25 protein-coding genes and 1 other RNA gene are annotated in these 23807 nt (G+C 45.5%); 13 read left to right on the forward strand and 13 right to left on the reverse strand.

Going from position 1 to position 23807, the window contains the following annotated elements; all coding sequences use genetic code 11:
• On the reverse strand, window positions 1–144 hold a 144-nt coding region (locus J7E78_RS13160), incomplete at its 3' end, for a transposase (protein ID WP_311517448.1).
• Window positions 145–356: 212 nt separating this feature from the next.
• On the opposite strand from J7E78_RS13160, the gene J7E78_RS13165 reads away from it, so the two are divergent.
• Complete coding sequence (locus J7E78_RS13165) at window positions 357–848, forward strand: M67 family metallopeptidase (RefSeq protein WP_215076626.1); 492 nt, start codon at window positions 357–359, stop codon at window positions 846–848.
• Here J7E78_RS13165 and J7E78_RS13170 read toward each other — a convergent pair.
• From J7E78_RS13170 to J7E78_RS13180, 3 genes are read right to left on the reverse strand one after another with little or no spacing between them, the layout of a single operon-like run.
• Window positions 834–1571: an exonuclease domain-containing protein gene (locus tag J7E78_RS13170; RefSeq protein WP_215076628.1), complete on the reverse strand. Its 738-nt coding sequence runs from the start codon at window positions 1569–1571 to the stop codon at window positions 834–836. The genes J7E78_RS13165 and J7E78_RS13170 overlap by 15 nt on opposite strands.
• Window positions 1568–2653, reverse strand: coding sequence for a DUF294 nucleotidyltransferase-like domain-containing protein (locus tag J7E78_RS13175; protein WP_397330575.1), 1086 nt, complete (start codon window positions 2651–2653; stop codon window positions 1568–1570). The genes J7E78_RS13170 and J7E78_RS13175 overlap by 4 nt, the downstream gene beginning before the upstream one ends.
• A gap of 41 nt (window positions 2654–2694) precedes the next feature.
• The gene (locus J7E78_RS13180) at window positions 2695–4095 is read right to left on the reverse strand and encodes an ammonium transporter (protein ID WP_215076630.1); all 1401 of its coding nucleotides are present in this window, start codon (window positions 4093–4095) and stop codon (window positions 2695–2697) included.
• A 352-nt stretch (window positions 4096–4447) separates the two neighbouring features.
• On the opposite strand from J7E78_RS13180, the gene J7E78_RS13185 reads away from it, so the two are divergent.
• Window positions 4448–4876 carry a MerR family transcriptional regulator gene (locus tag J7E78_RS13185; protein ID WP_215077098.1) on the forward strand — a complete coding sequence of 143 codons (429 nt, stop codon included), beginning with the start codon at window positions 4448–4450 and terminating at the stop codon, window positions 4874–4876.
• Between the two features lie 28 nt (window positions 4877–4904).
• Window positions 4905–5585, forward strand: a complete 681-nt coding sequence (locus tag J7E78_RS13190) for a zinc metallopeptidase (protein ID WP_169478615.1) — start codon at window positions 4905–4907, stop codon at window positions 5583–5585.
• Between the two features lie 38 nt (window positions 5586–5623).
• Here the strand turns inward: J7E78_RS13190 and J7E78_RS13195 are convergent, their stop codons facing one another.
• Together J7E78_RS13195 and J7E78_RS13200 are read right to left on the reverse strand one after the other, a co-directional pair.
• On the reverse strand, window positions 5624–6535 hold the full coding sequence (locus J7E78_RS13195) for a LysR family transcriptional regulator (RefSeq protein ID WP_215076631.1): 912 nt from the start codon (window positions 6533–6535) through the stop codon (window positions 5624–5626).
• Window positions 6536–6604: 69 nt separating this feature from the next.
• Complete coding sequence (locus J7E78_RS13200) at window positions 6605–7231, reverse strand: rhomboid family intramembrane serine protease (RefSeq protein WP_215076633.1); 627 nt, start codon at window positions 7229–7231, stop codon at window positions 6605–6607.
• Between the two features lie 148 nt (window positions 7232–7379).
• On the opposite strand from J7E78_RS13200, the gene tpx reads away from it, so the two are divergent.
• Complete coding sequence (gene tpx, locus J7E78_RS13205; RefSeq protein ID WP_076318421.1) at window positions 7380–7898, forward strand: thiol peroxidase; 519 nt, start codon at window positions 7380–7382, stop codon at window positions 7896–7898.
• A gap of 72 nt (window positions 7899–7970) precedes the next feature.
• Here the strand turns inward: tpx and J7E78_RS13210 are convergent, their stop codons facing one another.
• The 4 genes from J7E78_RS13210 to J7E78_RS13225 form a co-directional block, all read right to left on the reverse strand.
• Window positions 7971–8363, reverse strand: coding sequence for a DUF1499 domain-containing protein (locus J7E78_RS13210; RefSeq protein WP_017689382.1), 393 nt, complete (start codon window positions 8361–8363; stop codon window positions 7971–7973).
• A gap of 182 nt (window positions 8364–8545) precedes the next feature.
• Window positions 8546–8736: non-coding RNA, 6S RNA (gene ssrS, locus J7E78_RS13215), on the reverse strand.
• A 51-nt stretch (window positions 8737–8787) separates the two neighbouring features.
• On the reverse strand, window positions 8788–9600 hold the full coding sequence (locus J7E78_RS13220; protein ID WP_215076635.1) for a YesL family protein: 813 nt from the start codon (window positions 9598–9600) through the stop codon (window positions 8788–8790).
• A 218-nt stretch (window positions 9601–9818) separates the two neighbouring features.
• Window positions 9819–11417: a DEAD/DEAH box helicase gene (locus tag J7E78_RS13225; RefSeq protein WP_215076636.1), complete on the reverse strand. Its 1599-nt coding sequence runs from the start codon at window positions 11415–11417 to the stop codon at window positions 9819–9821.
• Between the two features lie 305 nt (window positions 11418–11722).
• On the opposite strand from J7E78_RS13225, the gene J7E78_RS13230 reads away from it, so the two are divergent.
• The 4 genes from J7E78_RS13230 (at window position 11723) to J7E78_RS13240 (ending at window position 15808) form a co-directional block, all read left to right on the forward strand.
• A complete protein-coding gene (locus tag J7E78_RS13230) occupies window positions 11723–12544 on the forward strand; it encodes a YitT family protein (protein ID WP_091017520.1) in 822 nt (273 codons plus the stop codon).
• Between the two features lie 174 nt (window positions 12545–12718).
• Window positions 12719–12907 (forward strand): hypothetical protein, encoded by a 189-nt coding sequence (locus J7E78_RS29400; protein ID WP_029880762.1) that lies wholly within the window; start codon window positions 12719–12721, stop codon window positions 12905–12907.
• A 163-nt stretch (window positions 12908–13070) separates the two neighbouring features.
• The gene (locus tag J7E78_RS13235) at window positions 13071–14252 is read left to right on the forward strand and encodes a putative glycoside hydrolase (RefSeq protein ID WP_215076638.1); all 1182 of its coding nucleotides are present in this window, start codon (window positions 13071–13073) and stop codon (window positions 14250–14252) included.
• 203 nt (window positions 14253–14455) lie between these two features.
• The gene (locus J7E78_RS13240; RefSeq protein WP_215077099.1) at window positions 14456–15808 is read left to right on the forward strand and encodes an MATE family efflux transporter; all 1353 of its coding nucleotides are present in this window, start codon (window positions 14456–14458) and stop codon (window positions 15806–15808) included.
• A gap of 94 nt (window positions 15809–15902) precedes the next feature.
• Here the strand turns inward: J7E78_RS13240 and pfkA are convergent, their stop codons facing one another.
• Entirely contained in the window at window positions 15903–16874 is a 972-nt protein-coding gene (pfkA, locus tag J7E78_RS13245; RefSeq protein WP_215076640.1) for a 6-phosphofructokinase, read from the reverse strand.
• Between the two features lie 53 nt (window positions 16875–16927).
• Complete coding sequence (locus J7E78_RS13250; RefSeq protein WP_215076642.1) at window positions 16928–18007, reverse strand: tetraprenyl-beta-curcumene synthase family protein; 1080 nt, start codon at window positions 18005–18007, stop codon at window positions 16928–16930.
• A 179-nt stretch (window positions 18008–18186) separates the two neighbouring features.
• Between J7E78_RS13250 and J7E78_RS13255 the strand changes: the two genes are divergently transcribed.
• Together J7E78_RS13255 and J7E78_RS13260 are read left to right on the forward strand one after the other, a co-directional pair.
• Entirely contained in the window at window positions 18187–19527 is a 1341-nt protein-coding gene (locus tag J7E78_RS13255; protein ID WP_215076644.1) for a multi antimicrobial extrusion protein MatE, read from the forward strand.
• Window positions 19528–19567: 40 nt separating this feature from the next.
• On the forward strand, window positions 19568–20743 hold the full coding sequence (locus tag J7E78_RS13260; RefSeq protein ID WP_215076645.1) for an MFS transporter: 1176 nt from the start codon (window positions 19568–19570) through the stop codon (window positions 20741–20743).
• 152 nt (window positions 20744–20895) lie between these two features.
• On the opposite strand, the gene J7E78_RS13265 is transcribed toward J7E78_RS13260, so the two are convergent.
• Window positions 20896–21093, reverse strand: a complete 198-nt coding sequence (locus J7E78_RS13265) for a cold shock domain-containing protein (RefSeq protein ID WP_017689394.1) — start codon at window positions 21091–21093, stop codon at window positions 20896–20898.
• A 162-nt stretch (window positions 21094–21255) separates the two neighbouring features.
• Between J7E78_RS13265 and J7E78_RS13270 the strand changes: the two genes are divergently transcribed.
• The 3 genes from J7E78_RS13270 (at window position 21256) to pepF (ending at window position 23683) form a co-directional block, all read left to right on the forward strand.
• Entirely contained in the window at window positions 21256–21489 is a 234-nt protein-coding gene (locus J7E78_RS13270) for a hypothetical protein (protein ID WP_017689395.1), read from the forward strand.
• A 3-nt stretch (window positions 21490–21492) separates the two neighbouring features.
• On the forward strand, window positions 21493–21678 hold the full coding sequence (locus J7E78_RS13275; protein WP_047842378.1) for a hypothetical protein: 186 nt from the start codon (window positions 21493–21495) through the stop codon (window positions 21676–21678).
• Window positions 21679–21892: 214 nt separating this feature from the next.
• Entirely contained in the window at window positions 21893–23683 is a 1791-nt protein-coding gene (pepF, locus tag J7E78_RS13280; protein WP_215077100.1) for an oligoendopeptidase F, read from the forward strand.
• The last annotated feature ends 124 nt before the right edge of the window (window positions 23684–23807 follow it).

The raw sequence follows: 23807 nt of genomic DNA on the forward strand, positions 1-23807 counted from the left end.
GTTGTAATTGCACTGAATGTACTCAAATATCTCTTTCAACCTATTCGATATTTCATCACTTATTACTTTTCTCCGATACTTTACGACTAGAATAAGATGATAATGAAGCGAGAACACTGAATGATTATTAGAGTCTAATTCCACATATATCACAGCCTTTTTTATATTACGACTGAACAATTATATTATAGCCTGGGCTAATCCAAAAGGGAAGACCATTGCCATTCATCCCATCACTTTAGAAGTGAGGGAATTCTGACAACTTAGGGTTAAAATTTTACAATCTGCATCACAGAAAATAAAATGAAAAAGGACTCCTGCCATAGCAGGAGCCAAAGAGAGAGGGGTGAATACAAATGGCAGCACTTCACGGGCAGCAAAACGCCTTCTACATCCCTTCTTCCGTAGAACAAGAGATGTCAAAGCACATGTTCCTTTCGCTGCCGCAAGAAGCCTGCGGGGTTATGCTGGGTGAAACCGCAGCGGGCGGTATACGAATCAGTCGGTTTCAGCCCATTCGTAACGTAGCACCTGACCCGCTGCACCATTTTACTCTGGATGATGCCGAATGGATTCGGTGTGTATTTTCCGAACCTAAGCTCATTGGTATCTTCCATTCTCATCCACATACAAGGCCCGTTCCTTCCGTAGAGGATATCCTAGCGCTTCCGGCCTTCGCCGGTTTGCTTCAGATGTACCTCATCGGCTCACCTGACCTAACAAGCGGGTTGCGATCTCATATGCATCTGAACGGTTATCTGATTGAATCCTCGAAGGAATCGCATGATCCGACACACCGCGTTGTGCCTTCATACAATCTGCTTCCCGTTCCGTTACGCGTGACTTAGCTGGGTATACAGATCACCCAATGTCTCCACTTTTTTACGAGTCATGTCCTCCAAGTAGCAGGACCATAACTGTGCAGTCATTTTCGAATCTTCCAGTGCATGGTGACGCCCATAGATCGGAATCCCTCTGGATTCCAGCAATTCATCCAAACCATACCCCGGCCTGCTTGGTTCAAGCCAGCGGGCCAACATCATCGTATCGATTAAACGATGTGTCAGCCTTACCTTTGAAGTCCGCCACAGAGCTGCATTCAGAAAAGCTCGGTCATGCGCACTTGCGTGTGCAATCAGAACATTTCCGCCTACAAAAGACATGAAATCATGCAATCCCTCCAGCAAAGTCGGTGCGTCCAGCGTCATCTCCTGTGTAATACCTGTAAGTTCAGTAATATGTTCCGGAACTGCAGTCTTGGACTGCACCACCGTATAGAACTGTTCTCCTTCCAGTACCACACCTCCATGTATACGGACCGCACCAAATGAGATAATCTCATCCCCGTGCTGGGGCGAAAAACCCGTCGTTTCCAGATCAAATACAACTGCGTCCAGCTCATTTAGAGGTGTATGCAGAACCTCAGGTCTGCGCTGTTCTCTCATCATCGAACGGATAAACGCCATGTGTTGCGCCGTAGGGGCTCCCATAATGGAAGCGATGGCGGAAGGAACCCCTCCCTGACGCAGCGAATTCCAGAATCCTGTATTGCCCCTTGCCGGCTCTCTCATGGACGTCTCCTTTCTGCAAAACGCAACTGTCTTTGCAAAGCACGATGCACTCGTCGTACCAACCCGAGCGTATCCCTGAGCTCATAATGAATTTGCTTTTGTTTCATCTGTTTCTCATCCAGGAACCCACTGCTATGTTGCAAATCCCCTTGGATGACAACCGGTGTACTTCGGCGAAATTTCAAAGCGGCTAAGAAGGCCCGCTGGCATGCATCCAGTAATGTAAATGGAACAGCCTCAAGTGAAGTCAGTCTCTCCATTCTTTTTAACGTAGATGACTCCTTGATCCCATGTTGCAAAGCCAAATAACGGGCACTGTTCACCAGCGGAATATACAAACCATACTTGACATCAAATCCGCCTGCATGTTCACCAAATCGTTCTGTGACCACACGTCCCAGTACATTTAATGTAGCTTTATGTTTAACCGTATTGCGAAGTACTGCATCCGAAAGTTCAGGAACCAGTCTGAACTGTTCATAAAAACTCGTGATCCATTCCTCCGCCAGACTTTGCTCACCTGCAACAAAACGCATGTCTGAAGCAATAATCAGATTACGAACGGGCTCCCAATTCAGATCCGAGCTCCAATCTGCTAATTGTTGCTTCCATGACGTCAGCGTTTTCCTCCACAGCGGCTCTGAACACATGACTTTGCCTTCGCACTTGGCGTAACCAAGCCCTTCCAACATATCCGTCATTCGCTGTCCAAGCTCGGCAAAATACGCCTCTTTACCTTCGTGTGGGGTATCACTAATGATCATGCCATTATCCTGATCACTCCATAACGTTGCTTCTTCCCTGCCGGAACTGCCAAATACGATAAAGGCATAGGGGACGGGAGGTTGGCCGTAGCCTTCCTCAACCATCCCCTGAATGCATAACTCTACTGCTTTCCGTGCAATCCGGTCATGCAGTTCATTTACCGTTTGGTACCACTCGATTGGCGACAAGGAAGCGGACAACAATTCCTGGAGCTCATTCTGTAATATCACACGTGCCTGGCGCAGTTCTTGAACAGACACCGCACCATCGATTCCCCGATAAGACCAGGAATAGTTTGTATATGAGATGGGTTCCATCATGTCCAGCCTCCCTGAAGCATGTTTCAGCATTATTCACCTCAGGAGCTGAACGTACCGCCACCCGATTTAGAATCTACATTTTTCATTTGTTCAGGGTATCCGTAAGTACCGTGCTCACTGATATCCAGACCCATTGTTTCTTCTTCTTCAGTAACACGGATGCCCATGATCGCTTTCATACCGCCCAGAATAATGAAGGACATTACCAGTACGAAGGCAAAAGCACCTGCCAGACCTAGAAGCTGTACGCCCAATTGGTGGAATCCACCGCCATAGAACAGACCCGCTTGACCTACACCAGCATTCTCGGCAAGTTCAGGAGTAGCGAACAAGCCCGTGGAGATCGCACCCCACATACCAGCAATACCATGTACGGAGAAAGCGTAGATTGGATCGTCAATTCCTTTACGATCGAAGTACTGTGCTGTGAAGAATGTGATGATACCCGCCAGAGCACCGATAACCAGAGCTGCCCAAGGTTCAACGAATGCACATGCTCCTGTAATTGCAACGAGTGCCGCAAGCACACCGTTTAACATGCTAGGAATATCAGACTTACCAAGTACTGCCCATGAGATCAACAGCGCAGCAACACCACCGGCTGCTGCAGCTACGTTAGTAGTTAATGCAACATAACCGAAGAATCCATCTCCCATGGCAGATAATGTACTACCTGGGTTGAATCCGAACCAACCGATCCAGAGGATAATAACCCCGAGTACGGAATACACTTGGTTGTGACCTGGAATGATGTTAGGTTTGCCGTCTTTATTATATTTACCAATACGTGGTTTCAACAAGATGGTAGCTACCAATGCTGCAGTCGCACCAGTCAAGTGAACAACTGTCGATCCTGCAAAGTCTTGCATACCCAGCTCAGCCAACCAGCCGCCGCCCCATACCCAGTGAGCAACAACCGGATACATGATAATGGTATAAAGAGTACCAAAAACAATATATACGCTCATTTTTGCACGTTCAGCCATACCACCGCAGGCAATGGCCAGAGATACCGCCGCAAAGGCGAGGTGGAATACGAATTTAATAGTCAGTGGAACATCGGAGAAAGCCAGTGATTCGAAGGATGCAGCCATCTTGTCTCCACTCAGGAAGAATCCTGTTGTTCCAAAGAAGCTGTTACCATTACCGAAACCAAGACCGAAGCCCAAAGCCCAGAAGGCAATTACTGAAATTCCCAACGTCAGGATGGTCTTACCCGCAATGTGTCCTGCATTCTTCATTCGTGTTGAACCCGCTTCGAGTAAAGCAAATCCCCCTTGCATCAAGAACACGAGTACAACAGCCAAAAACGTAAAGGCTGAGTTCAAACCACTTTGAAGTTCAATGTTAGTCGGACCCTCCGCAGCCGCAAATGCGCTGACCGGAAAAGCGAACAAAGTAAGCATTACTAACACGGAAACCAACCATTTCTTTCTCATATACCCCACTCCCTCTTATGTTAAGTTTCTTCACATAACGTGAAACTCTTAATGTCATTATAAGCAGAAGAGAGGAAAGTTGACAAGAGTATTTTCATCAAAACTGAAAATTATTTCTGGGAATAAAGTCATACGTCTTTTTCTTGCACTTAAGTACATAATCACATTCTATGAGTACATAGATATAGAAATGCAGTATGCTGATCGCTAAAGCATAACGTTTGACTGTACGGTTAAAGATCATGTATCATACTTATTAGTAAGAAAAATTGGGCGTAGTCTAGAAATTCACAAGTTGAAACTACAATTCCCTACAATCGAACTTGCAAGCGAGGTGAATATCATTGGGGATATGAAACTTTTTCGGATTGGCGAACTCGCTAAAACCGCTGGTGTTAGTGAACGGACGATTGATTATTACACAAAACTTGGATTAATCGCTCCTGAAGAACGCACACAAAAAAATTATCGTCTCTATAGTAATGAAACTTTAACGAGGCTTGAACGTATTGTACAGATGAAACAAGAGAAGTATAGTCTCGACGAGATTAAACAATCTATAGAGAAGTGGCGTCTGGTCAGTACAGAAGAACAAGTTGCCAGCAAGTTGACAACATTGGAGCTTCATGTACAACAACTTGAGCGAGAGGTTAACGAACTCAAACCGCTACTTGGAGAGATGAAACCTGTACAAGCACGTAAAATGATGGCAGGACTCCTTACCAAAAGTGCCGGTACAATGGAGGCACTTAAAATCTTGCTTGAGAACACCATGATGTAGCTTATTTTTAGAAAGCGGAGGAATGATTATGAGTTTTAATAACGGTATGTTCGTATTGATCATTATCGCCTTTTTGCTCTCTTTATGGGCGCAATTTCGCGTTAAAGGTACATTTAGACGTTGGTCGGAGGTACCGAACCAGAACGGAATAACCGGTTACGATGCCGCTCGCCAGATGCTCGATGCTAACGGCCTGCATGATGTTCCAATTGAACCTGTACGCGGCACGCTCTCTGATCACTATGATCCGATCAATCGGGTTGTACGTTTATCGGAACCAGTATATTACGAAAACTCAATCTCAGCTGTCTCGGTAGCGTGTCACGAAGTTGGCCACGCCATTCAGCACAAAGAAAGTTATCCGATGCTGGCACTGCGTCACCGGATCTTCCCAATTGTGAACTTTGCATCCGGATTAGCTCCGTTCCTGTTAATTGCAGGATTCATCTTCAATGCCATGAACCTTGTAGGTATCGGTATCATCTTCTTCTCCGTAACTGTAGCATTCCAACTCATCACTTTGCCGGTTGAGTTCAATGCAAGTAATCGCGCCAGAGAGATCATGGTATCCGAAGGTTACATCCGTAATGAAGAAGAAAAAGGTGTTGCAAAAGTTCTGAACGCCGCAGCTTTAACTTACGTCGCTGCAGCATTGATCTCACTGCTTGAGTTGATTCGTTACATCGGAATCTTCAACAGCCGTGATTAATTGGATACCTAATACAACAAAAAAACAATACCCCACCGTTAATCGGATGGGGTATTGTTTTGTTGTAAACCGAAATAGGTAAGCAAGAATGAACGAAAGGACTGGGCAACGAGCGGCAGCTTGTCATGCGCACGATGAATTAAGCCGATCGTTCGTGTTACTTTGGGATGAGAGATGGCCACATGCGCGGGCTGTAGCGGGTTCGTCTGGAATAATGCCATTTCCGGTAACAGACTGACCCCCATGCCTGCAGCAACCAATCCACGGATCGTGTCGGTCTCTTCACCTTCAAAAGCGATCTTGGGTGTAAAACCAGCTTCCAGACAGGCATGCCACACAATAGGACGAAGAGAATAACCTTTGCTAAACAATACAAATTTATCATCCTTGAGTTGTTCAAGCGCAATCGTCTCTTCACCAGCTAACGGGTGATTGGGAGGAAGGATGGCATGTAATTCTTCGGTGAGTACAATATCACCATCTACTTGATCATGTTTTTCTGGAAAAGGAGAAATGAATGCCAAGTCTACTTCTCCCGATAACACATCACGAATAAGCGTAGGAAACATCCCCTGCTTGAATCTGAATTTTACGTTGGGGTAGCGCTGACGGAAAGCAGCCACCACGGAAGGAATGAGATGAATCCCCAGGCTATGCGGAAATCCAATCCGAATCTCCCCATGCTCCGGGTCAAGAAATTCATGAACTTCCCCGACCGCCTTATCCAAATCTTTTAATATGCCTTCAATTCGTTTGCAAAAAAGCTGCCCTACTGCAGTCAATTGCAGATTTCGCCCCTTTTGCATAAAAAGGTCCACGCCCAGTTCTTCTTCCAGCTGATGAATCTGACGACTCACCGCCGACTGTGCCACATGCAACTCTTCAGCAGCCTGTGTTACGTGTTCCTTCTGTGCTACTTTCAAAAAGTAATGCAACTGTCTTAATTCCACTCGCCTGATCGCTCCAATCTGTTATACCCTACTTATCCTTGATTGCATTCCATCTTGAGAACGTTCTGACTACCGCTTTAAGCTGCGGGGTTTCCACAATCTGATTAACAGTCCATAAATAAAGAATCCACCCAGCAATCCGCCAAGATGAGCCATCCAGTTGATGCCCGACATAGCGAAGGAGAATATGATCCCGAACAAAAGCAACGTGTACATCGTTTTGCGTGAAGCCTCATCCATCATGGTGCGCTGGAACAGGGCTACATACAGGAATGCACCATAGACGGCATAGATCGCTCCTGAAGCACCAACAGAGATGGTAATGCTGCCAACCGAGTTATACCACGCAACAGCAAGAATATTACCCAATACACCGCCACCCAGGTACAATACACCATACCTTAGCGACCCGAGCAAACGCTCCATCGGTGGTGCAAATACAATTAACGCAAAACTGTTAAACAATAAATGACTGAAGCCCGCATGCAGGAAGATGGATGTGATGTAACGCCACCATTCATGTGCGAACAGTTCATGATTCGTAAGTGCCCCGAATTTCAGCAGCACCATATTGTTCATTGAGCCACCGTTCACCGTTAACACAATAAACATCACAACATTGGCAATTAAAAAAATCGACGTCAAAGGGAAATACTTCAAATAACCTTTCCAGTTCTCATAGCGAATAAATATCATAAATTTCTTCTTTCACTCCACCCTGTTCAGATCGGACTTACATCTCTGATCCATCGTAATGGTACATGTCCGAATTGGACAATGCCTTTCATAAAAGATTATAATGGATTTTGGCACGGATCACCAATTTATAAGGAGGAACATTATTATGACACAAGAACGTACAGGCGCAGCCACATTTAAAGGCAACCCCATTACATTGATCGGACCCGAACTGAAAGTGGGCGATCAAGCACCTGATTTTACCCTGAGCAAAAACCTGGTTGAAGATGCATCCTTGAAAGACTTCGCAGGCAAAATCAAATTAATCAGCGTTGTTCCTTCCCTGGATACTGGCGTATGCGATGCGCAAACTCGTCGTTTCAACGTTGAAGCTGGAGAACTCGGAGACAATGTTGTTGTCTTGACAGTAAGCGTTGACCTTCCGTTCGCTCAAGCCCGTTGGTGTGGAGCAGCTGGTGTTGACCGCGTAGTTACATTGTCAGACTACAAAACACGTTCTTTCGGTGAAGACTACGGCGTTCTGATCAAAGAATTCCAACTCGACATGCGCTCCATTTTTGTTTTGGATGCCAAAGACCGGATTACATATGTGGAGTATTTGCCTGAAATGACAGACTCCCCTAACTTCGAACAAGCGATTGCTGCTGTAAAAGCTTTGCTGTAGAGGTTACCATACGTTCAGAACAAAAGCGAGGAAGGTTAACCTTCACTCGCTTTTTATTATTTATCATCTATTTCAATCATTCGCTTTATACTTGCTTAGCTTCTTATCCAGAACAGAAAATAAGTTCATAATCGTGCGATAATTGGAACCCAAGTCTCCAAGTGAACCACGTGAAGCTGAATACATATCCACCGCACTGCGAACAGGACTTACCGAGATAATGGAAACTGTAATATCCATCGTTCGTCCAAAGGTAGTCCGCTTCTCCAGAATAACTTCTCCAACAGAAGGCACTTCATGCAGCACTTTATAACCCGGAATCTTTTTGAGTGTCGAAGAGACCTCTTCCCAGGCTCTGTCTTTGGATAAGTTATAATACCGTGTTTTTAACTTGGGATCCTTGGCTCGATCGCTGGTCCCCTCCATGCTGCGGATGATACCGACGAGCGTTCTCTTTAAGGTCAAGACCCTTCCTCCTTTGAATGTAACCGTTCCATTTATGTATCTTAGTGTAACATTGTTCAAGTAGTAACAAAAGAGCAAGCATCATATTTATCGTAAAACCAATCAAAAACATTCATCACAACTTAAAAACACCCTGAAATTCCTTCTGAAGAGGAAAAGTCAGGGTGCTGTACATGAAGATTTAGGAACCCGCCTATGCCGTCCGGCTACATTGTCTTATGAACCTGCTTGGCAGGTGGGTGACCGCAAAAATGCTTTTGAAGTCCCCATGTCGTATAGACAGGGCTTTTCAGCAACATTCTGTGTTGATCTCCCGAAGACATCATCATTGGTTCAAAACAACGAATAACCGAAACGTACATCGCAGGATGTACAATTATTATATCCCTAACTGTGTAAAAAGTAAATGGCGATCCATCATGTTTTATTTTTGCAATGTAATGTTTTTGTCGTCTGATGGCTCAGATGTTTCACCATTCGCTGCTGATTGTTCAGCCAGCGCAGCAGCTTCCTCTTCTTCCTTCTTGAGTTGCATCTTCTCCATCTGCTCCTGCATCTTGTTGAAGGTTGCGTAGAAGTTAAAGAAAGCGAACCAAGCAATGATGCTGATAATGAAAAAAACGAACAAGACCGGATAACGGAAACCGATGTAGAACAGCAATCCGCTTCCCAGCAATGTGGAAAATACACGAAATGGTCTGATCAGCGTAAGCAATACCGCGTTTTTGATAATCAGTCCGATGGACATATGATAGTGTACAACCATCGAGAAAAAGTTAAAGAGTGATACAAATAACAAAAGAAGCAGTACTAGCATGATGATTCCCACGAGCTGCATGTTGCGGAACTGCGTCATGTACACTGTATAATCCAGATACATAATCGCGAACAGCAGTGTGTAAAAAATGCCCCCAATTAAACTTTGCTTGTAGTTTTCCTTGTAACCTACAAAGAAAGTACGGAAGATCGGCACATCCGTATCGCCCATATTCCATTTACGAACAACCGTAAACAGCGCCGAAGTCGCCGGGAACAGTGTAAGCGGTGCCACAATAGCTATAGCCCAGTTCATTTGCAATGATTCGTTGGCGAGGTTCTGCTGCATCACGAGCAGTTTCATAATCAAGAAAAACAAGAACGGAGACGAGCAAATAGCCCACAACAGATTGGTTGCGGCCAGTCTCGTAATCCACTCTGTAAGCCGGTAGATCCCACCCATAGCTCCTTTAAATTCCAAACATTTCTCCTCCTCTGCAGCCTTGCGAATTACCTGAAGTCTAATATTAATATACCTTATTATAGATAGGAAAAGCCAGTACTTCCCGAAAAGAGATCGTCATTGTCCTTAGCTAGCGCTTCTGGCCGCTTCTGACAGTGAAAAAAATGATGCAGTAATTTTGAAAATAAAAAAAATGGAGCAGTTGCCCGCTCCATTTTTCAGATTATACGTTTATATTACTCGAAAGAAGAATCTTTCGCTGGACGACGTCCTTCGTTGCTACTTGGACGAGGTTTGCGGTCACGGTTGTAACCACCTTCTCTGCTGCCGCCACCAGTGCTGCTGCTACTGCTGCTGCTGTTACGATCACGGTTGTAGCCACCACGTCCGCCACCACTACTGTTGCGGTCACGGTTGTAGCCACTGCTGCTGCTACCACTGCTGCGGTTACCGCTGTAACCCGATGGTTTCCGTCCGCCAGAGCGAACATCCGGTTTACGACGTTTCGCACGAATTGGATCTTCAGGAGTCAGATCAACTTGAGCATCTTTCTTGTCACCTGTCAGGAGCTTCAGTGCAGCCGACAACAGTTGAACAGAATCATATTGCTCAAGCATTTGAATTGCAATACCTTTGTATTCGTTAAGTTCGCCTGATTGTACGATTTCCAGCAAGCGCTCTGCTGTCAAACGTTGTTTACCTTCAACTGCCTCTGCCATTGTTGGCAGTGGTTTACGTGGAATACGGTGACGTGTTACACGCTCGATGAAGTGCAAGTGATCAATCTCACGCGGTGTAACGAAGGACCAAGCAGCACCCTCTTTACCCGCACGGCCTGTACGACCGATACGGTGAACATAGCTCTCAGGATCTTGCGGAAGGTCAAAGTTAACAACATGAGTTACGCCGGATACGTCGAGACCACGGGCAGCCACGTCTGTTGCAACGAGTACGTCAATGCTACCGTCACGGAACTTACGCATTACCGCATCACGTTGATTCTGGGACAAATCACCATGAAGACCGTCTGCAGAATATCCACGTTTTTGCAAAGCTTCAGCCAATTCGTCAACACGACGTTTTGTACGTCCGAATACGATCGCCAGTTCAGGAGATTCCATATCCAGCAAACGGCTCAACGCTTCGAATTTTTGACGCTCAGGTACTTCGATATAGGATTGGTCAATCAATGGTGCACTAACATGTTTCGGAATCACAGAAATGTGCTCAGGATTGTTCAGGAATTGTTGTGCCAATTTTTGAATGTTAGGAGGCATTGTTGCTGAGAACAGCATCGTTTGACGCTCGGCTGGAACTTGTTTCAGGATGGATTGGATATCCTCCATGAAACCCATGTCGAGCATTTCATCTGCTTCATCCAGAACAACGGTTTGTACATCTTCAAGCTTGATTGTTTTACGGTTAATATGGTCAAGGAGACGACCAGGTGTACCAATGATAATCTGTGGTTTTCTTTTCAGTGCACGAATCTGACGAACGATATCTTGTCCGCCGTAGATTGGCAGGGAGCGCAGACCTTTGAAGCGAGTGAGTTTTTCGATCTCTTCAGCAACTTGGATTGCAAGTTCACGTGTAGGTGCCATAATAAGGGCGCGGATTTTCTCGTCACTTTTGACGATTTTGCTGATCAACGGAATACCGAATGCAGCTGTTTTACCTGTACCTGTTTGTGCTTGACCAATCAAATCTCTTCCTTCAAGTGCCAAAGGAATTGCTTTCGATTGGATTGGTGTTGCTTCTTCAAACCCGAGCTCAGTGATGGCTTGCAGCACCAGCGGTTCAAGATTGAAATCTGAGAAATTTAAATTTGTCAAAATTATTCATACTCCTTTTATATGGTGGACATGGTGGACAATCCACTTTGTTGTCTGTATTCTTAAGTAGCGTTAATATTTATAGGGTATCCCAACGTGGCAAATTATTTTCACGAACGATTATAATTCCATGAATGGGTCCCCAACATAAGACTAAAACTACATACATGTGTTTGAAACATTTCAAAATTTTATTGCTCCATTTAGGAAAAGTTTCCTACTCAAGAATATCCACAAATTATTATATCACAAAACAATTCAAGATTACCAGCAATCTGGTTTTAAATATAAATGAGGTGATTAAATTGCCCAAAATAATTTGGCACTCTTTAGTGATCATTTTGGGTGCTGCAGCTATTGCCTGCGGCTTTAACTGGTTTTTGGTCCCCCATCAGCTTTTAAGCGGCGGGGTATCCGGTATTTCAATGCTTCTGGGTTATTTTACTACGTTGAATCTTAGTATAATGTATTTTGTTCTTAACATTCCCCTGCTCATTGCAGGTTGGTTTATTCTTGGACGACGCTTCATTACATTAAGTATTCTTTCGGTAGCAGCCACTTCCTGGTTCATTGCGCTTCTGCCTGTTTTTGCTGTGGCTACAGACCCTTTACTTAGTTCTGTATTTGGCGGTGTGCTTATTGGAATGGGCACTGGCGTTTCCTTCCGAGTCGGTGGCTCCACAGGAGGACTCGACATTGTTGGGTCCATTTTCACGCGAAAACGAGACTTTCCGATTGGTACAGTGATGGCCGGCATGAATGGTTCGATCATTATGCTTGCAGGTTACCTGAGTGACAATTGGAATACAGCCTTGGCTTCCATGGTATCCATCTACATTACAGGCAAAGTGCTTGATCTGATCCATATCAGTCACGTCAAAGTAACACTGTACATTATTACAAACGAAACCGAAGCCATGTTAAAAAAATTACTTGTTCGGCCTCGTGGAGTTACCAAAATCAAAACTCAGGGAGCATACACGGATATTGAAAAAGACATGCTCATGACCGTTACCACCCGCTACGAGTTGGTTGAAATTAAACGTATTATCAAGGATACAGATCCAAACGCTTTTGTTAACATTGTGGAAACGGTTGGTGTTATGGGTTCATTCCGCAGAAGTTGAGACACCTGTACGGTTAACATTTCACAACATTGTGGTATAATAACGGTGTACGGCTTCTAAATATGTTGTATAGCAGGTTCAACCCTTCAATTTCACAGGCCATATGCTTTCCCGAATTGCACCGAATGACTTACCATTTTGGAATTCGAGTAGGAAAGGGTGATTATTGTGGATATGGAAACGGTAAAACTGTTTGAAATTGTCAACAGATGGTGCCCGGAAATGCTCCCTTTCTTGAAACCGAATGAACTCGACTCACTGATTGTCCTCCGGGATGGGCTGGGCATCCTGGAACAGGGAGACGCAATGGAAATCATTCAGTACAGTATTTGTGAGCATCAAAATGAGATTTACATTCAATAATTTTTTTTTCAGATTGATCACGCCGCTTCTTGCAGGGGATTTCCTCAGCAGGTAGCGGTTTTCATTTTTTTCATGTGTTTCATTACTTGATTAATATGGTTAAAATCCCAGAGGCTTTAATGTATAATTCATACATGGAATGCACATAAGGGAGTTGAAATGAATGAACATGTTATGGGCTTTACTGGCTATGGCCTTTGGAAGCTTTGGTGGTGCCCCCGCAGTGGCGGACCAGGGAAATCCTCAATTCCAATCGCTAACCAACGGTTTTAACACCGCAATTATCCAATCTCAAAAAGATCAGGTTGTTATTGACGCCGATAACCCACCTGCCAAAATTGATCCTCAACCTGATGCACCCGTGGTCAAGGGTATCTATGTTACGGCCTACAGCGCCGGCGGCGCACGTATGAAAGAATTGCTGGAACTGACAGACAGTACAGAACTGAATGCCATGGTCATTGATATCAAAGACGATCTCGGCTACATAACTTATCCCACAGAAAACAAAGCGCTTCAGAAAATGGGCAAATCCCAACCTTTTATTCGGGATATCGATGCCTTGATGAAACGATTGCAAAAACATGAGGTCTACCCGATTGCACGTGTCGTTGTATTCAAAGATACGATTCTTGCCAAGAAAAATCCGGAGCTCTCATTCCGAAACAAGGATGGATCTGTATGGGCGAATGGCAAAGGAGACAGCTTCGTGAATCCGTACAGCAAGGAAGTATGGGACTATAACATTGAGATAGCCAAGGAAGCAGCGAAGCTTGGATTCAAAGAGATTCAATTTGACTACGTTCGTTTCCCGGAAGGTTTCGAAACTCGAGCCGATGTACTGAAATATACCAAATCTGACAAGTCCCGCGTCGATGTCGTGGCTGAATTCGTGCAATATGCACGCAAGGAGTTGGCCCCGCTAGGTGTTCGTGTCTCTGTTGATATTTTCGGTTATGCCGCTTCTGTACCTGCGGCTGAAGGCATTGGACAGGATTTTGTTAAGATATCCGAAAATGTGGACGTGATCTCACCGATGGTATACCCTAGTCACTATTCAACTGGCTGGTATGGGGTCAAGGACCCTGACAAAGATCCTTACACAATTATCAAGGGTTCAATGGAAGATACGCATAAGAAACTGGACCCCACCAAAGAGCTCAAACCCGTCATTCGTCCGTGGATCCAGGACTTCACAGCAAGCTGGCTGGGCAGCGGGCATTATATCAAGTATGGCAATAAACAAGTGGAAGACCAGATTAGAGCGATGAAAGACATGGATGTGCATGAATATCTGCTCTGGAATGCGTCCAACCGTTATACATCAGGTGTACAATATAAGTAATCCGCACTCTTTCACACTTCTCATTTCATCCAACCTCGTTCTGCTTGAAGCGGAGCGAGGTTTTTTGGTATCCATTTTTCTCTGTACCCTCTACTCTGCTTCTGTCCCTATTCAAATTGAACAAAATCCACTACAATAAATAGCTGTCCATATATGACACTCGGATGACATCTCTTTAGAATAGCGAGGCATTGCCAGTGAACATGAACACAACAAGCTTTTCACAAAAAGTGAAGCAATTCCTGATTATATTTTTGCCCATCTTCACCACTCAAATCGCCCTCTCTGCCATGTCGTTCTTCGACACGAATATGTCAGGCAAGTTTTCTCCGGCCGACCTTGCAGGCGTTGCGATCGGCACAAGTCTGTGGATGCCAGTTCAAACTGGACTAAGCGGGATTCTAATTGGCATAACACCTGTCGTTTCACATCTGTTAGGTTCCAAACGTAATGATCAGATCGGGTATAACGTCATACAGGCGTTGTATCTTGGAATTGCCGTCAGTCTCGTCGTGATCGGAGCCGGGGCGTTGTTACTTGCCCCTATACTGAACGGGATGCCTCTGGAGCCTCGTGTTGCCCAAGTTGCCTTCTATTTTTTGTGCGCACTCGCTTTTGGCATTATCCCACTCTTCGGATATACGGTGCTACGCAGCTTCATGGATGCACTAGGCCAAACGCGAGCTACAATGTTTATTACGCTGGTCTCCCTGCCCGTTAATATCTTGCTGAATTATCTGTTGATATTTGGTCGCTGGGGTTTCCCACAATTGGGCGGCGTTGGCGCTGGAGTCGCTACAGCTTGTACGTACTGGCTCATCTTTCTCATTAGTCTCTTTTTTGTCCATCGGGTTGAACCTTTCGCCAAATACGGCATTTTCCGTCAGTTGACACGCATATCTCTGGGCAAATGGAAAGAGTTACTTAAAATCGGGGTTCCGATTGGATTCGCAACTTTTTTCGAAACGTCCATCTTCGCTGCTGTGACTTTAATGATGAGTCGTTTTGACACCACAACGATCGCTGCCCATCAAGCGGCGCTGAACTTCGCTTCTACGCTCTACATGCTGCCTGTGAGCATATGTATGGCTCTGACAATCCTTGTGGGCTATGAGGCAGGTGCAGGGCGTCTGAGAGATGCCAAACAATACAGTCTGCTCGGAATTGGTGGAGCCATCGGGCTCTCACTGCTGACAGCCATCGTGTTGATTGTGTTCGGCGAACAGATTGCAGGCGTATATTCAAACGATCGAGAGGTCATTGCACTTACGCAGCATTTCCTCATCTACGCCATTTTCTTTCAGATCTCGGATGCCATTGCTACACCGACCCAGGGAGCATTGCGTGGCTACAAAGATGTTAATCCGGCACTAATCATTACGTTCGTAGCTTATTGGATTATTGGCTTGCCTGTAGGTTATCTAACTGCTACGTATACTTCACTCGGTGCCTTCGGTTACTGGATCGGACTCATTGCCGGCCTTGCTGTAGGAGCAACAGCACTTCTCTGGAGGCTCTTTTGGGTACAAAAACAAGCCGCCCTGCGCAAAGCGTAACATCGATATGGATTGGATATACTCACTCCGTGAAACAACAAAAAGAGCACCATCCTCGTTCATGCGGGATAGTGCTCTTTGCTTATGAAGCGTATTATTGGGACAACCGTTGTGCAAGTTCGTACGTTTCCATATCGAAATCTTTTTTCGTGTTAACCACTTTATCAATATCCGTCAGGGTAAGTTCACCCTTGATAAAGCCACAACCTTTGTCTGTCTCGCCTGCAATCAGACTGCGAACAGCGAAGTCGCCCAGGCGGCTTGCCAGATTACGGTCGAATGGTGTCGGCGTACCCCCACGCTGAATATGACCCAAGACGGTTACACGCGGCTCATACGTTGGGCAACGTTCCATCAGTTCTTTTGCCACATCCTCACCCTTGCCCACGCCTTCAGCAACGATGATAATACTGTGACGTTTGCCGTGTGCAAAGTTGGCTTTCATGCGGTCTGCCACTTCGTCCATGTCAAACGGAACTTCCGGCACTAGAATCGTTTCCGCACCCGAAGCAAGTCCGGCATGCAGGGCGATATCCCCACAGTGACGACCCATAACTTCAACGATGGAAGAACGTTCGTGTGAAGACATCGTATCACGCAATTTGTTCACTGCATCCACCACTACGCTTACAGCTGTATCAAATCCGATGGTATAGTCGGTGAATGAAATGTCGTTATCGATCGTTCCTGGCAGTCCCATCGTGTTAATGCCCAGCTTGCTCAGTTTGTTCGCTCCATTGTAGGAACCATCCCCACCGATAACAACCAGACCGTCAATGCCACGTGCACGCAGAATGTCTGCACCCTTTTGTTGACCTTCCGCCGAGTAGAATTCCTTGCATCGTGCCGATTGCAGCACCGTGCCGCCACGCTGGATAATATCCCCGACACTCCGCAGATCCATTGGGAAAATGTCATTATTCAAAAGACCTTGGTATCCACGTTGCACTCCGTATACTTCGAGACCGTAGAACAGTCCACTGCGAACTACCGCACGAACAGCCGCGTTCATTCCCTGTGAATCACCACCGCTCGTTAATACTGCGATTTTCTTTACTGCTGTCATGATGTTTCTTCCTCCTCTAATTTCACTTCAGGCTCCGCAACAATACACCTGACTTACATATGATTCCGTATCCAGCGACTGAAAATGAAGAAAAATATTCTGGTCATCGGACTATTTTTCATCAGACGTTTGGATACAACGCGAACTTCCTGCTGTTCGCTGACTTTGGGATCAGACAGGTAAATGGCAATCAGTCCTTCGATGATCATCCGGTGAAAGGAGCTTCCCGGGATCTTCTGCACATCACTGCGTGCCATCTCCACAATAAAAGCAATTCGGTCCAGCATGGTCTCTACATTCTCATAATAGTTGCAGAAGTTGAGATCTCCCCCGATGCGGTCCTCATCCTGATCAATTAAATAATCGAGCATAATGTGCAATGCGCATACATGTGGGAAATAGGCCGTGTGGATCGAGGCCGCTTGCTCTTCAGTCAACTGATCGTCACTCGCAGCCAGAAACAGCATGAATACGCCCAGTGTAGAGCCAGTTGCAGCAGCGAATTCGTTCCAACGAAACTGAGGTGTGCGATGACGATGCTCCGACCACCACTCGAGCAGTGCCGTTTCTCTCAGTTCCGGCTTGATATGCTTATATACCTGCAGGTCCGCGTATAGGCCTGCCAGATCCTGAATTTGGGGCTTGGCGGACGTATAGCCTGGTAACTGACGGGTCAGTTCCTGACATGTGGTCACCAGATTCCGCAGATATCCGCCGTCATCCTGCTCCTCACGGAGGGCATAATAATTGACGGGAATTGCTTCGGGATCTACCGCATCAAGCATAGATTGATGGAGAAGACGAAAGTCATCCGGGTCCATCGACGTGCTGCGGTCGCACAGATTGTCCAAATAATCACTAATAGTTTGATATGAAACGATCAGCGGAATCAGAATGTGTCTGTTGGGCAAATCAGCTAATGCATAGACGGTTCCGCCTTCACAGTGAAACTGTTTATCCCTCAGACTGGCAAGTGCTTGCGTACGCAATTCCTCATTCGGAATCGCTTCAGCTTGGGCACGCCATCCATTCAGTGCCTTCCGTGTTTCCGGAATGGTGTATTTGTACACCCCTCTCATCAATGCCAGCGGTCCACGCGGATATTGATGACGTTTTCGATTTGATTGGCTCAAAATAAATGTGCCTCCACTTGGTTGAATACGTATTAGAGCAATTTTTAACCATTCCCATTATAATATGATCCCCTTAATTGTACAAATGATCTGCCGCAAATTCCGCATAAAAAATCGCATCGGCGTTCAAAGCTTTGTGATATACTAGCCATATTTATCCCATCAAAGGAGTCGTTGACATGTCGTCAAGTGAATCACTTTCGTGGAGACGGTTATTTTCTTTTTTTGTGCCACTAGGTATTTCCGCCTCTCTCGTCACTATTTCTCACGTCATTATAAACAGCACGTTAGCACGTTCCGCTCATCCCGAGACGGTTATTGCCAGCTATGCCATCGCCGGTAGCTTGTTAACCCTCACGGAACGTCCCTCCACCCTGCTACGGCAAACCTGTTCCGCACTGGTTCGCGATCGCTTATCCTTTCAGGCCCTCACGTTTGTGACCAAAATATTTCTTGCCTGTGTGCTTCTCATCGGTTTTCTCATCGCATACTCTCCCGTAGGTACCGGGGTGTTCAAATACTTGTTTGGTGTAAGTCCGGATCTGCTGAACAAAGTCATCGACGTATATGAAATTCTCATGTATGTGAGTATCTTTTCAGTGATTCGCAACATCTATCAGGGGATCATCATTACGAATAACCGCACCAAGTGGTTAACGATCGGGATGGTATTCCGTTTAGCCGGGATGTACGGCCTATCCCTCTATTTCATATACACAGACAGCATTGACAGTGGACGTGTAGGCGCTATTATTTTTGCTGCTGGCATGATGATTGAAGCGCTGATCAGCTTTTTGGAGGGAAACAGCATCATGCGCAAGATGCCAGCCAAGCTTGAGGATCATCCCGTCGAGAGCAGGGGAGACGTATTTCTCTTTTATAAGCCGCTGCTGTTATCCAGCTTTGTAGCGCTGTTCATAGGACCGGTTATTAACATCGTACTTGGCAAAACGACCGGGATCGCCCTAGCCATTTCGTCCTTTGCCATAGCAAGCAGTCTGATGCAGTTGATGCTAAGCTTCTTTACATACATCCATCAGATCGTACTGAATTTCTACCTTGTGGACGCTAAACTGGTACGAAAATTCGCACTTGTCACCGGATTTATTCCGTTTGCAATGATGGTGTCGATTGCCTATACCCCCTTGGGACCATGGGTACTTGAAAATGTCATGAGCGTTCAGGGCGAACTGTTGAAACAAAGTCTGTGGACACTGCGTGCGTTCATCTTATTTCCGCTGATCTTCCCTTTTCTGGATTTCAGCAATGGTCTCATTCTGCTACGCGGTCAGACAAAAACGATGTTTCGTTCGCAAACGGCGAATGCAATCTGTACGGTAATCGTGCTGCTTATTCTTGTTAGTATTTTCCCTGCATGGAACGGCATGATTGGCGCTGTAGCCCAATCCCTTGGCCTGCTCGCCGAACTTGTTATTGTCTGGCTTGTCATCCGGCGCACGCAGAAAGAACCTACGATGTCTGTGCCTAAAGCCCGTAAATCAACATCCCTGAAAGGGTAATAACATCATTGAATTGTTATCAAGATTGGAGTCTCTCATCATGAAATTAAGTCACAACGCCCGCCCGGATCAGAACTGGCTGCGGGCCCTCATGTTCACCATCTTTGGTTCCACCGTTCTGGTGGTATCCTACTTCCAGCTTTACTTTAGTCATCTGGGCTTCAGTCGGGCTGAGATCGGTTATCTCTACGGGATTGGCCCTTTCATCTCCGTGTTCTCCAATATGTTCTGGAGCATGGCCAGTGACCGATACCAAACCGTGCGCAAAGTCATGATCATTCTGCTTGGTGGTCAATTGATCACAGGGATCATGCTCGCCAACGCTACGACTTTCGGTCAGGTATTTGTGCTCGTGACCCTGTTTTACTTTTTCTATTATCCGGTCTATCCGCTCTCTGATACGATGGCCATTACTACGGCCAGCAAGTATGGACGAAATTTCACTTCCATTCGAGTTTTCGGATCGATCGGGTATGCCTTCTTTGCATTAAGTATCGGGTATTTCCTTGGATCTTTTGGTCCAGGATGGACAATCTGGCTATGTGTCGGTCTTGCTGCCACTACATTATTGATCAGTTTTCAATTAAAGGATCAGCCTTCGGGGAGTAGTAACAAAATGGATCTATCGGGGCTATGGGCTATTTTGAAACGCAGAGATGTACTCACCTTTTTTGGTTGTGTATTTTTGCTTGCCATGGGACATCGGATGAACGAAGCTTTTCTTACCATCACGCTGAAAGAACTGGGTGCCAGTGAGGGGCTGATCGGTTGGTCTTTGCTGATCTCCTCCGTAAGTGAAATCCCCATATTTCTGCTGCTCAGCAAGTATGGAAACCGTTATAAAGAACTGCCGCTAATCGCTTTTGCTGCACTGATGTATACGGTTCGTTTGCTTCTCATGTCCATATCCGATACACCTGCAGCTGTCGTTGCGATTCAGACGATGCACAGTGTTACCTTTGGTATTTTCTACGTTACGGCGGTCCGCTACATCATTCGCCTAGTTCCGGACGGCTACAGAGCTACGGGTATGGCCTTGTTCACCATTGTCTGGTCCAGTGCTTCGGGACTTCTTAGTGGAACGTTGGGCGGACTGCTGCTGGAACATGCAGGCAGACAAACCTTTTATCTCACCGCTATGGCGTTCTCTCTGGCTGCGCTGATCGGTTTCGGATTGAAGTTATGGTCCAGCATGACCACCAATCGTGTCTCTTAAACAACAGTGAACCTACCCTATATTCAAGCGTTATTTTCACCGAAAATTTAGAATCAAAAAAAGCACAGCCTCCCTCAGGGGACTGTGCTTGAATTCTTAATATTCAGCTATAAATTTATCATATATAAGAAGTCCGTTGACCGGAAAAATTCTTACAGTTTGTTTACATTAGCTGCTTGAGGACCACGGTTTCCATCAGTGATTTCGAATTCTACCGCTTGACCTTCTTCCAATGTTTTGAAGCCGTCTCCTTGGATTGCGGAGAAATGTACGAATACGTCCTCGCCGCCTTCAACTGAAATAAAGCCATAGCCTTTTTCTGCATTAAACCATTTAACTGTACCTTTCAAATGAAAAACCTCCTAAAAATATCGCCATCTATGGCGAATACCCTTATTATACTGTATGGGCTTCCATTTTGCAATTTATCTTTCCATAAATGTCGAAAAAATTTGCTTTGAATCGTAGGGTACGGTATCATTTTACCAAAACCGTTAGTTTGGAGACTACCTATGATAAAAAAACATGAAATATACAAAACAGACAAGTGGAATATGATGACCGTAGAAGTTCAAGGCAAATATCTCGTACTGCGAGAAATTTCGGAAGAGTGGGGCGAAGAATGCCATACTTTCCTTAGCCGTCCTGCATTAATGCACTGGGCTGAACGCCGCTTCCCAAAAGCAGATTTTGAGAACCGTGAGGATGAATGGCGTCAATTGATGGCTGCCTTCAAAGGGGTCTAACCCATGCAGCTTGACTCAAGCAATGTCGTCATCTTTATTATCCTTGCCTTCTCCCTTGGTATTGTGCTTATTCTGGGACGCAATTCCATCCCGGATCGACTGAGACGGGGGATGGCGCTTATTGCTACCCTGCTCATTTGTTTCGCCTTTTTCCTGATCGTTTATTTTCTGTATAACATGGGAACCTAATCAACGGGGACCCACATGCTCAAATATTTCAACGCGCCTAAGGTCATACTATACGAGATTATTTGTATCGTAAGGAGGAAGGCCGTTGAAATACCAGAAATCGCTATCTGTTATCCTGGTACTTAGTCTGATTCCTTCGTCTCTCTCCGCACAGGCGAGCGAGACGAAGGCAGCTTCGTCCAACCATTCATCAGATCATCAAAGGAGGATTTCCATGAGTCAATTATTGAAACGTTCTGAGGTGCCGGCTGAACATAGCTGGAAACTGGAAGATTTATTTGCCGATCAGAAAGCTTGGGATCAGGAATATGAAGAAGTATCGTCTTTGACCAAGAAGGCCTCCGAATTCCAAGGCAAACTGAATCAACCTGATGTACTCAAATCTTGCTTCGAATTCGAAGATGAGATCAGCCTCAAAATAGAACGCCTCTTTGTGTATGCACGTATGCATCAAGATGAAGACACAGCTAATCCTACATATCAAAACCTGTCCCAAAAAGCCCAGAAATTAAGCGTACGGGTTGGTGAAGCACTTTCTTTTGTCACACCGGAGATTCTCTCCCTGCCAGATGATCAGTTGGACGCATTTATTGCGAACGAAAAACTTTCTGCTTATACATTTACGCTGGAAGAGATGAAACGCGAAAAAGCCCACGTTCTTAGCCAAGCAGAAGAGGCTTTGCTTGCACAGGTAGGCAACCTTTCACAAGCACCACAGACAATCTTCAGCATGCTGAATAACGCCGATCTTAAGTTTCCAAGAATCAAGGATGAACACGGGAACGAAGTTGAGCTGACACATGGCAGCTACATTCAATTCCTGGAGAATCCTAATCGTGAAGTTCGCGAACGTGCCTTCAAAGCGGTATACGAAACCTATGCCAAACAGAAGAACACAATTGCGGCTGCCTTGAATGCAAATGTCACCAAAAATATGTTCTATGCTAATGTTCGGAAGTACCCTTCCGTGATGGAAATGTCCTTATATGGAGATAACATCCCAACGGATGTGTATACAAATCTGGTAGACACCATTCACGAGAGCCTTCCGTTATTGCATCGTTATATGGACCTGCGCAAAAAGTTGCTGGGTGTGGATCAATTGCACATGTACGATCTGTTCGCTCCACTCGTAGACGAGTACAAAATGGATATTACCTACGAGGAAGCGAAACAAACGGTCAAAGATGGTCTGAAACCACTCGGCAAGGACTATGCTGACGCACTGCAGACTGGATATGATAACCGCTGGATCGATATATATGAGAATGAAAATAAACGTTCAGGCGCATATGCTTGGGGCGCTTACGGCACTCACCCGTATGTCTTGTTGAATCACAAAGATAACCTGAACAGCATGTTCACACTCGCACATGAAATGGGTCACGCTCTGCATTCACATTACTCGGATACAACACTTCCGTATCGTGATGCCCAGTACACCATCTTCCTGGCCGAGGTTGCATCTACAACCAACGAAGCGTTGCTCATGGATTATCTGCTTAACAAATCAACAGATCCAAAGGAAAAATTGTATCTGTTAACCTATTATGCCGACCAATTCCGTACAACGGTATTCCGTCAGACCATGTTTGCTGAATTCGAGAAAATCATTCATGAACGTGCGGAACAAGGCGACGCATTAACACCACAATTGTTATCCGAGATCTATTATGATCTGAACGTTAAATATCACGGAGAAGGCATGGCTGTCGACAAAGAAATTGAGATGGAATGGGCTCGTATTCCACACTTCTATAACAGCTTCTACGTTTACAAATATGCTACAGGCTTCTCAGCAGCAACCAGTTTCTCCAAGCAAATCCTGGAAGAAGGTCAGCCAGCTGTTGACCGATATCTTGGATTCCTGAAGAGTGGTGGCAGTGATTACTCCATCAACATTCTGAAAAAAGCAGGTGTGGATATGTCTACACCACAGCCAATTCGTGAAGCGATGAGTGTGTTCAAGGAATTGATTGAACAGATGGAGCAACTAACCAAATAAGGTTGTCTTTTATATGACCTGCATCCCTTGCCCGTTTGGGCAGGGGATTTTATAATCAATACAAGACAAGATGCAACATACCCTAATTCGGTAATGCATATCTAGTTCTCAATTGTTTAACAAG

Origin of the sequence: Paenibacillus polymyxa (assembly GCF_018614975.1) — a bacterium.
GTDB lineage: Bacteria > Bacillota > Bacilli > Paenibacillales > Paenibacillaceae > Paenibacillus > Paenibacillus polymyxa_E.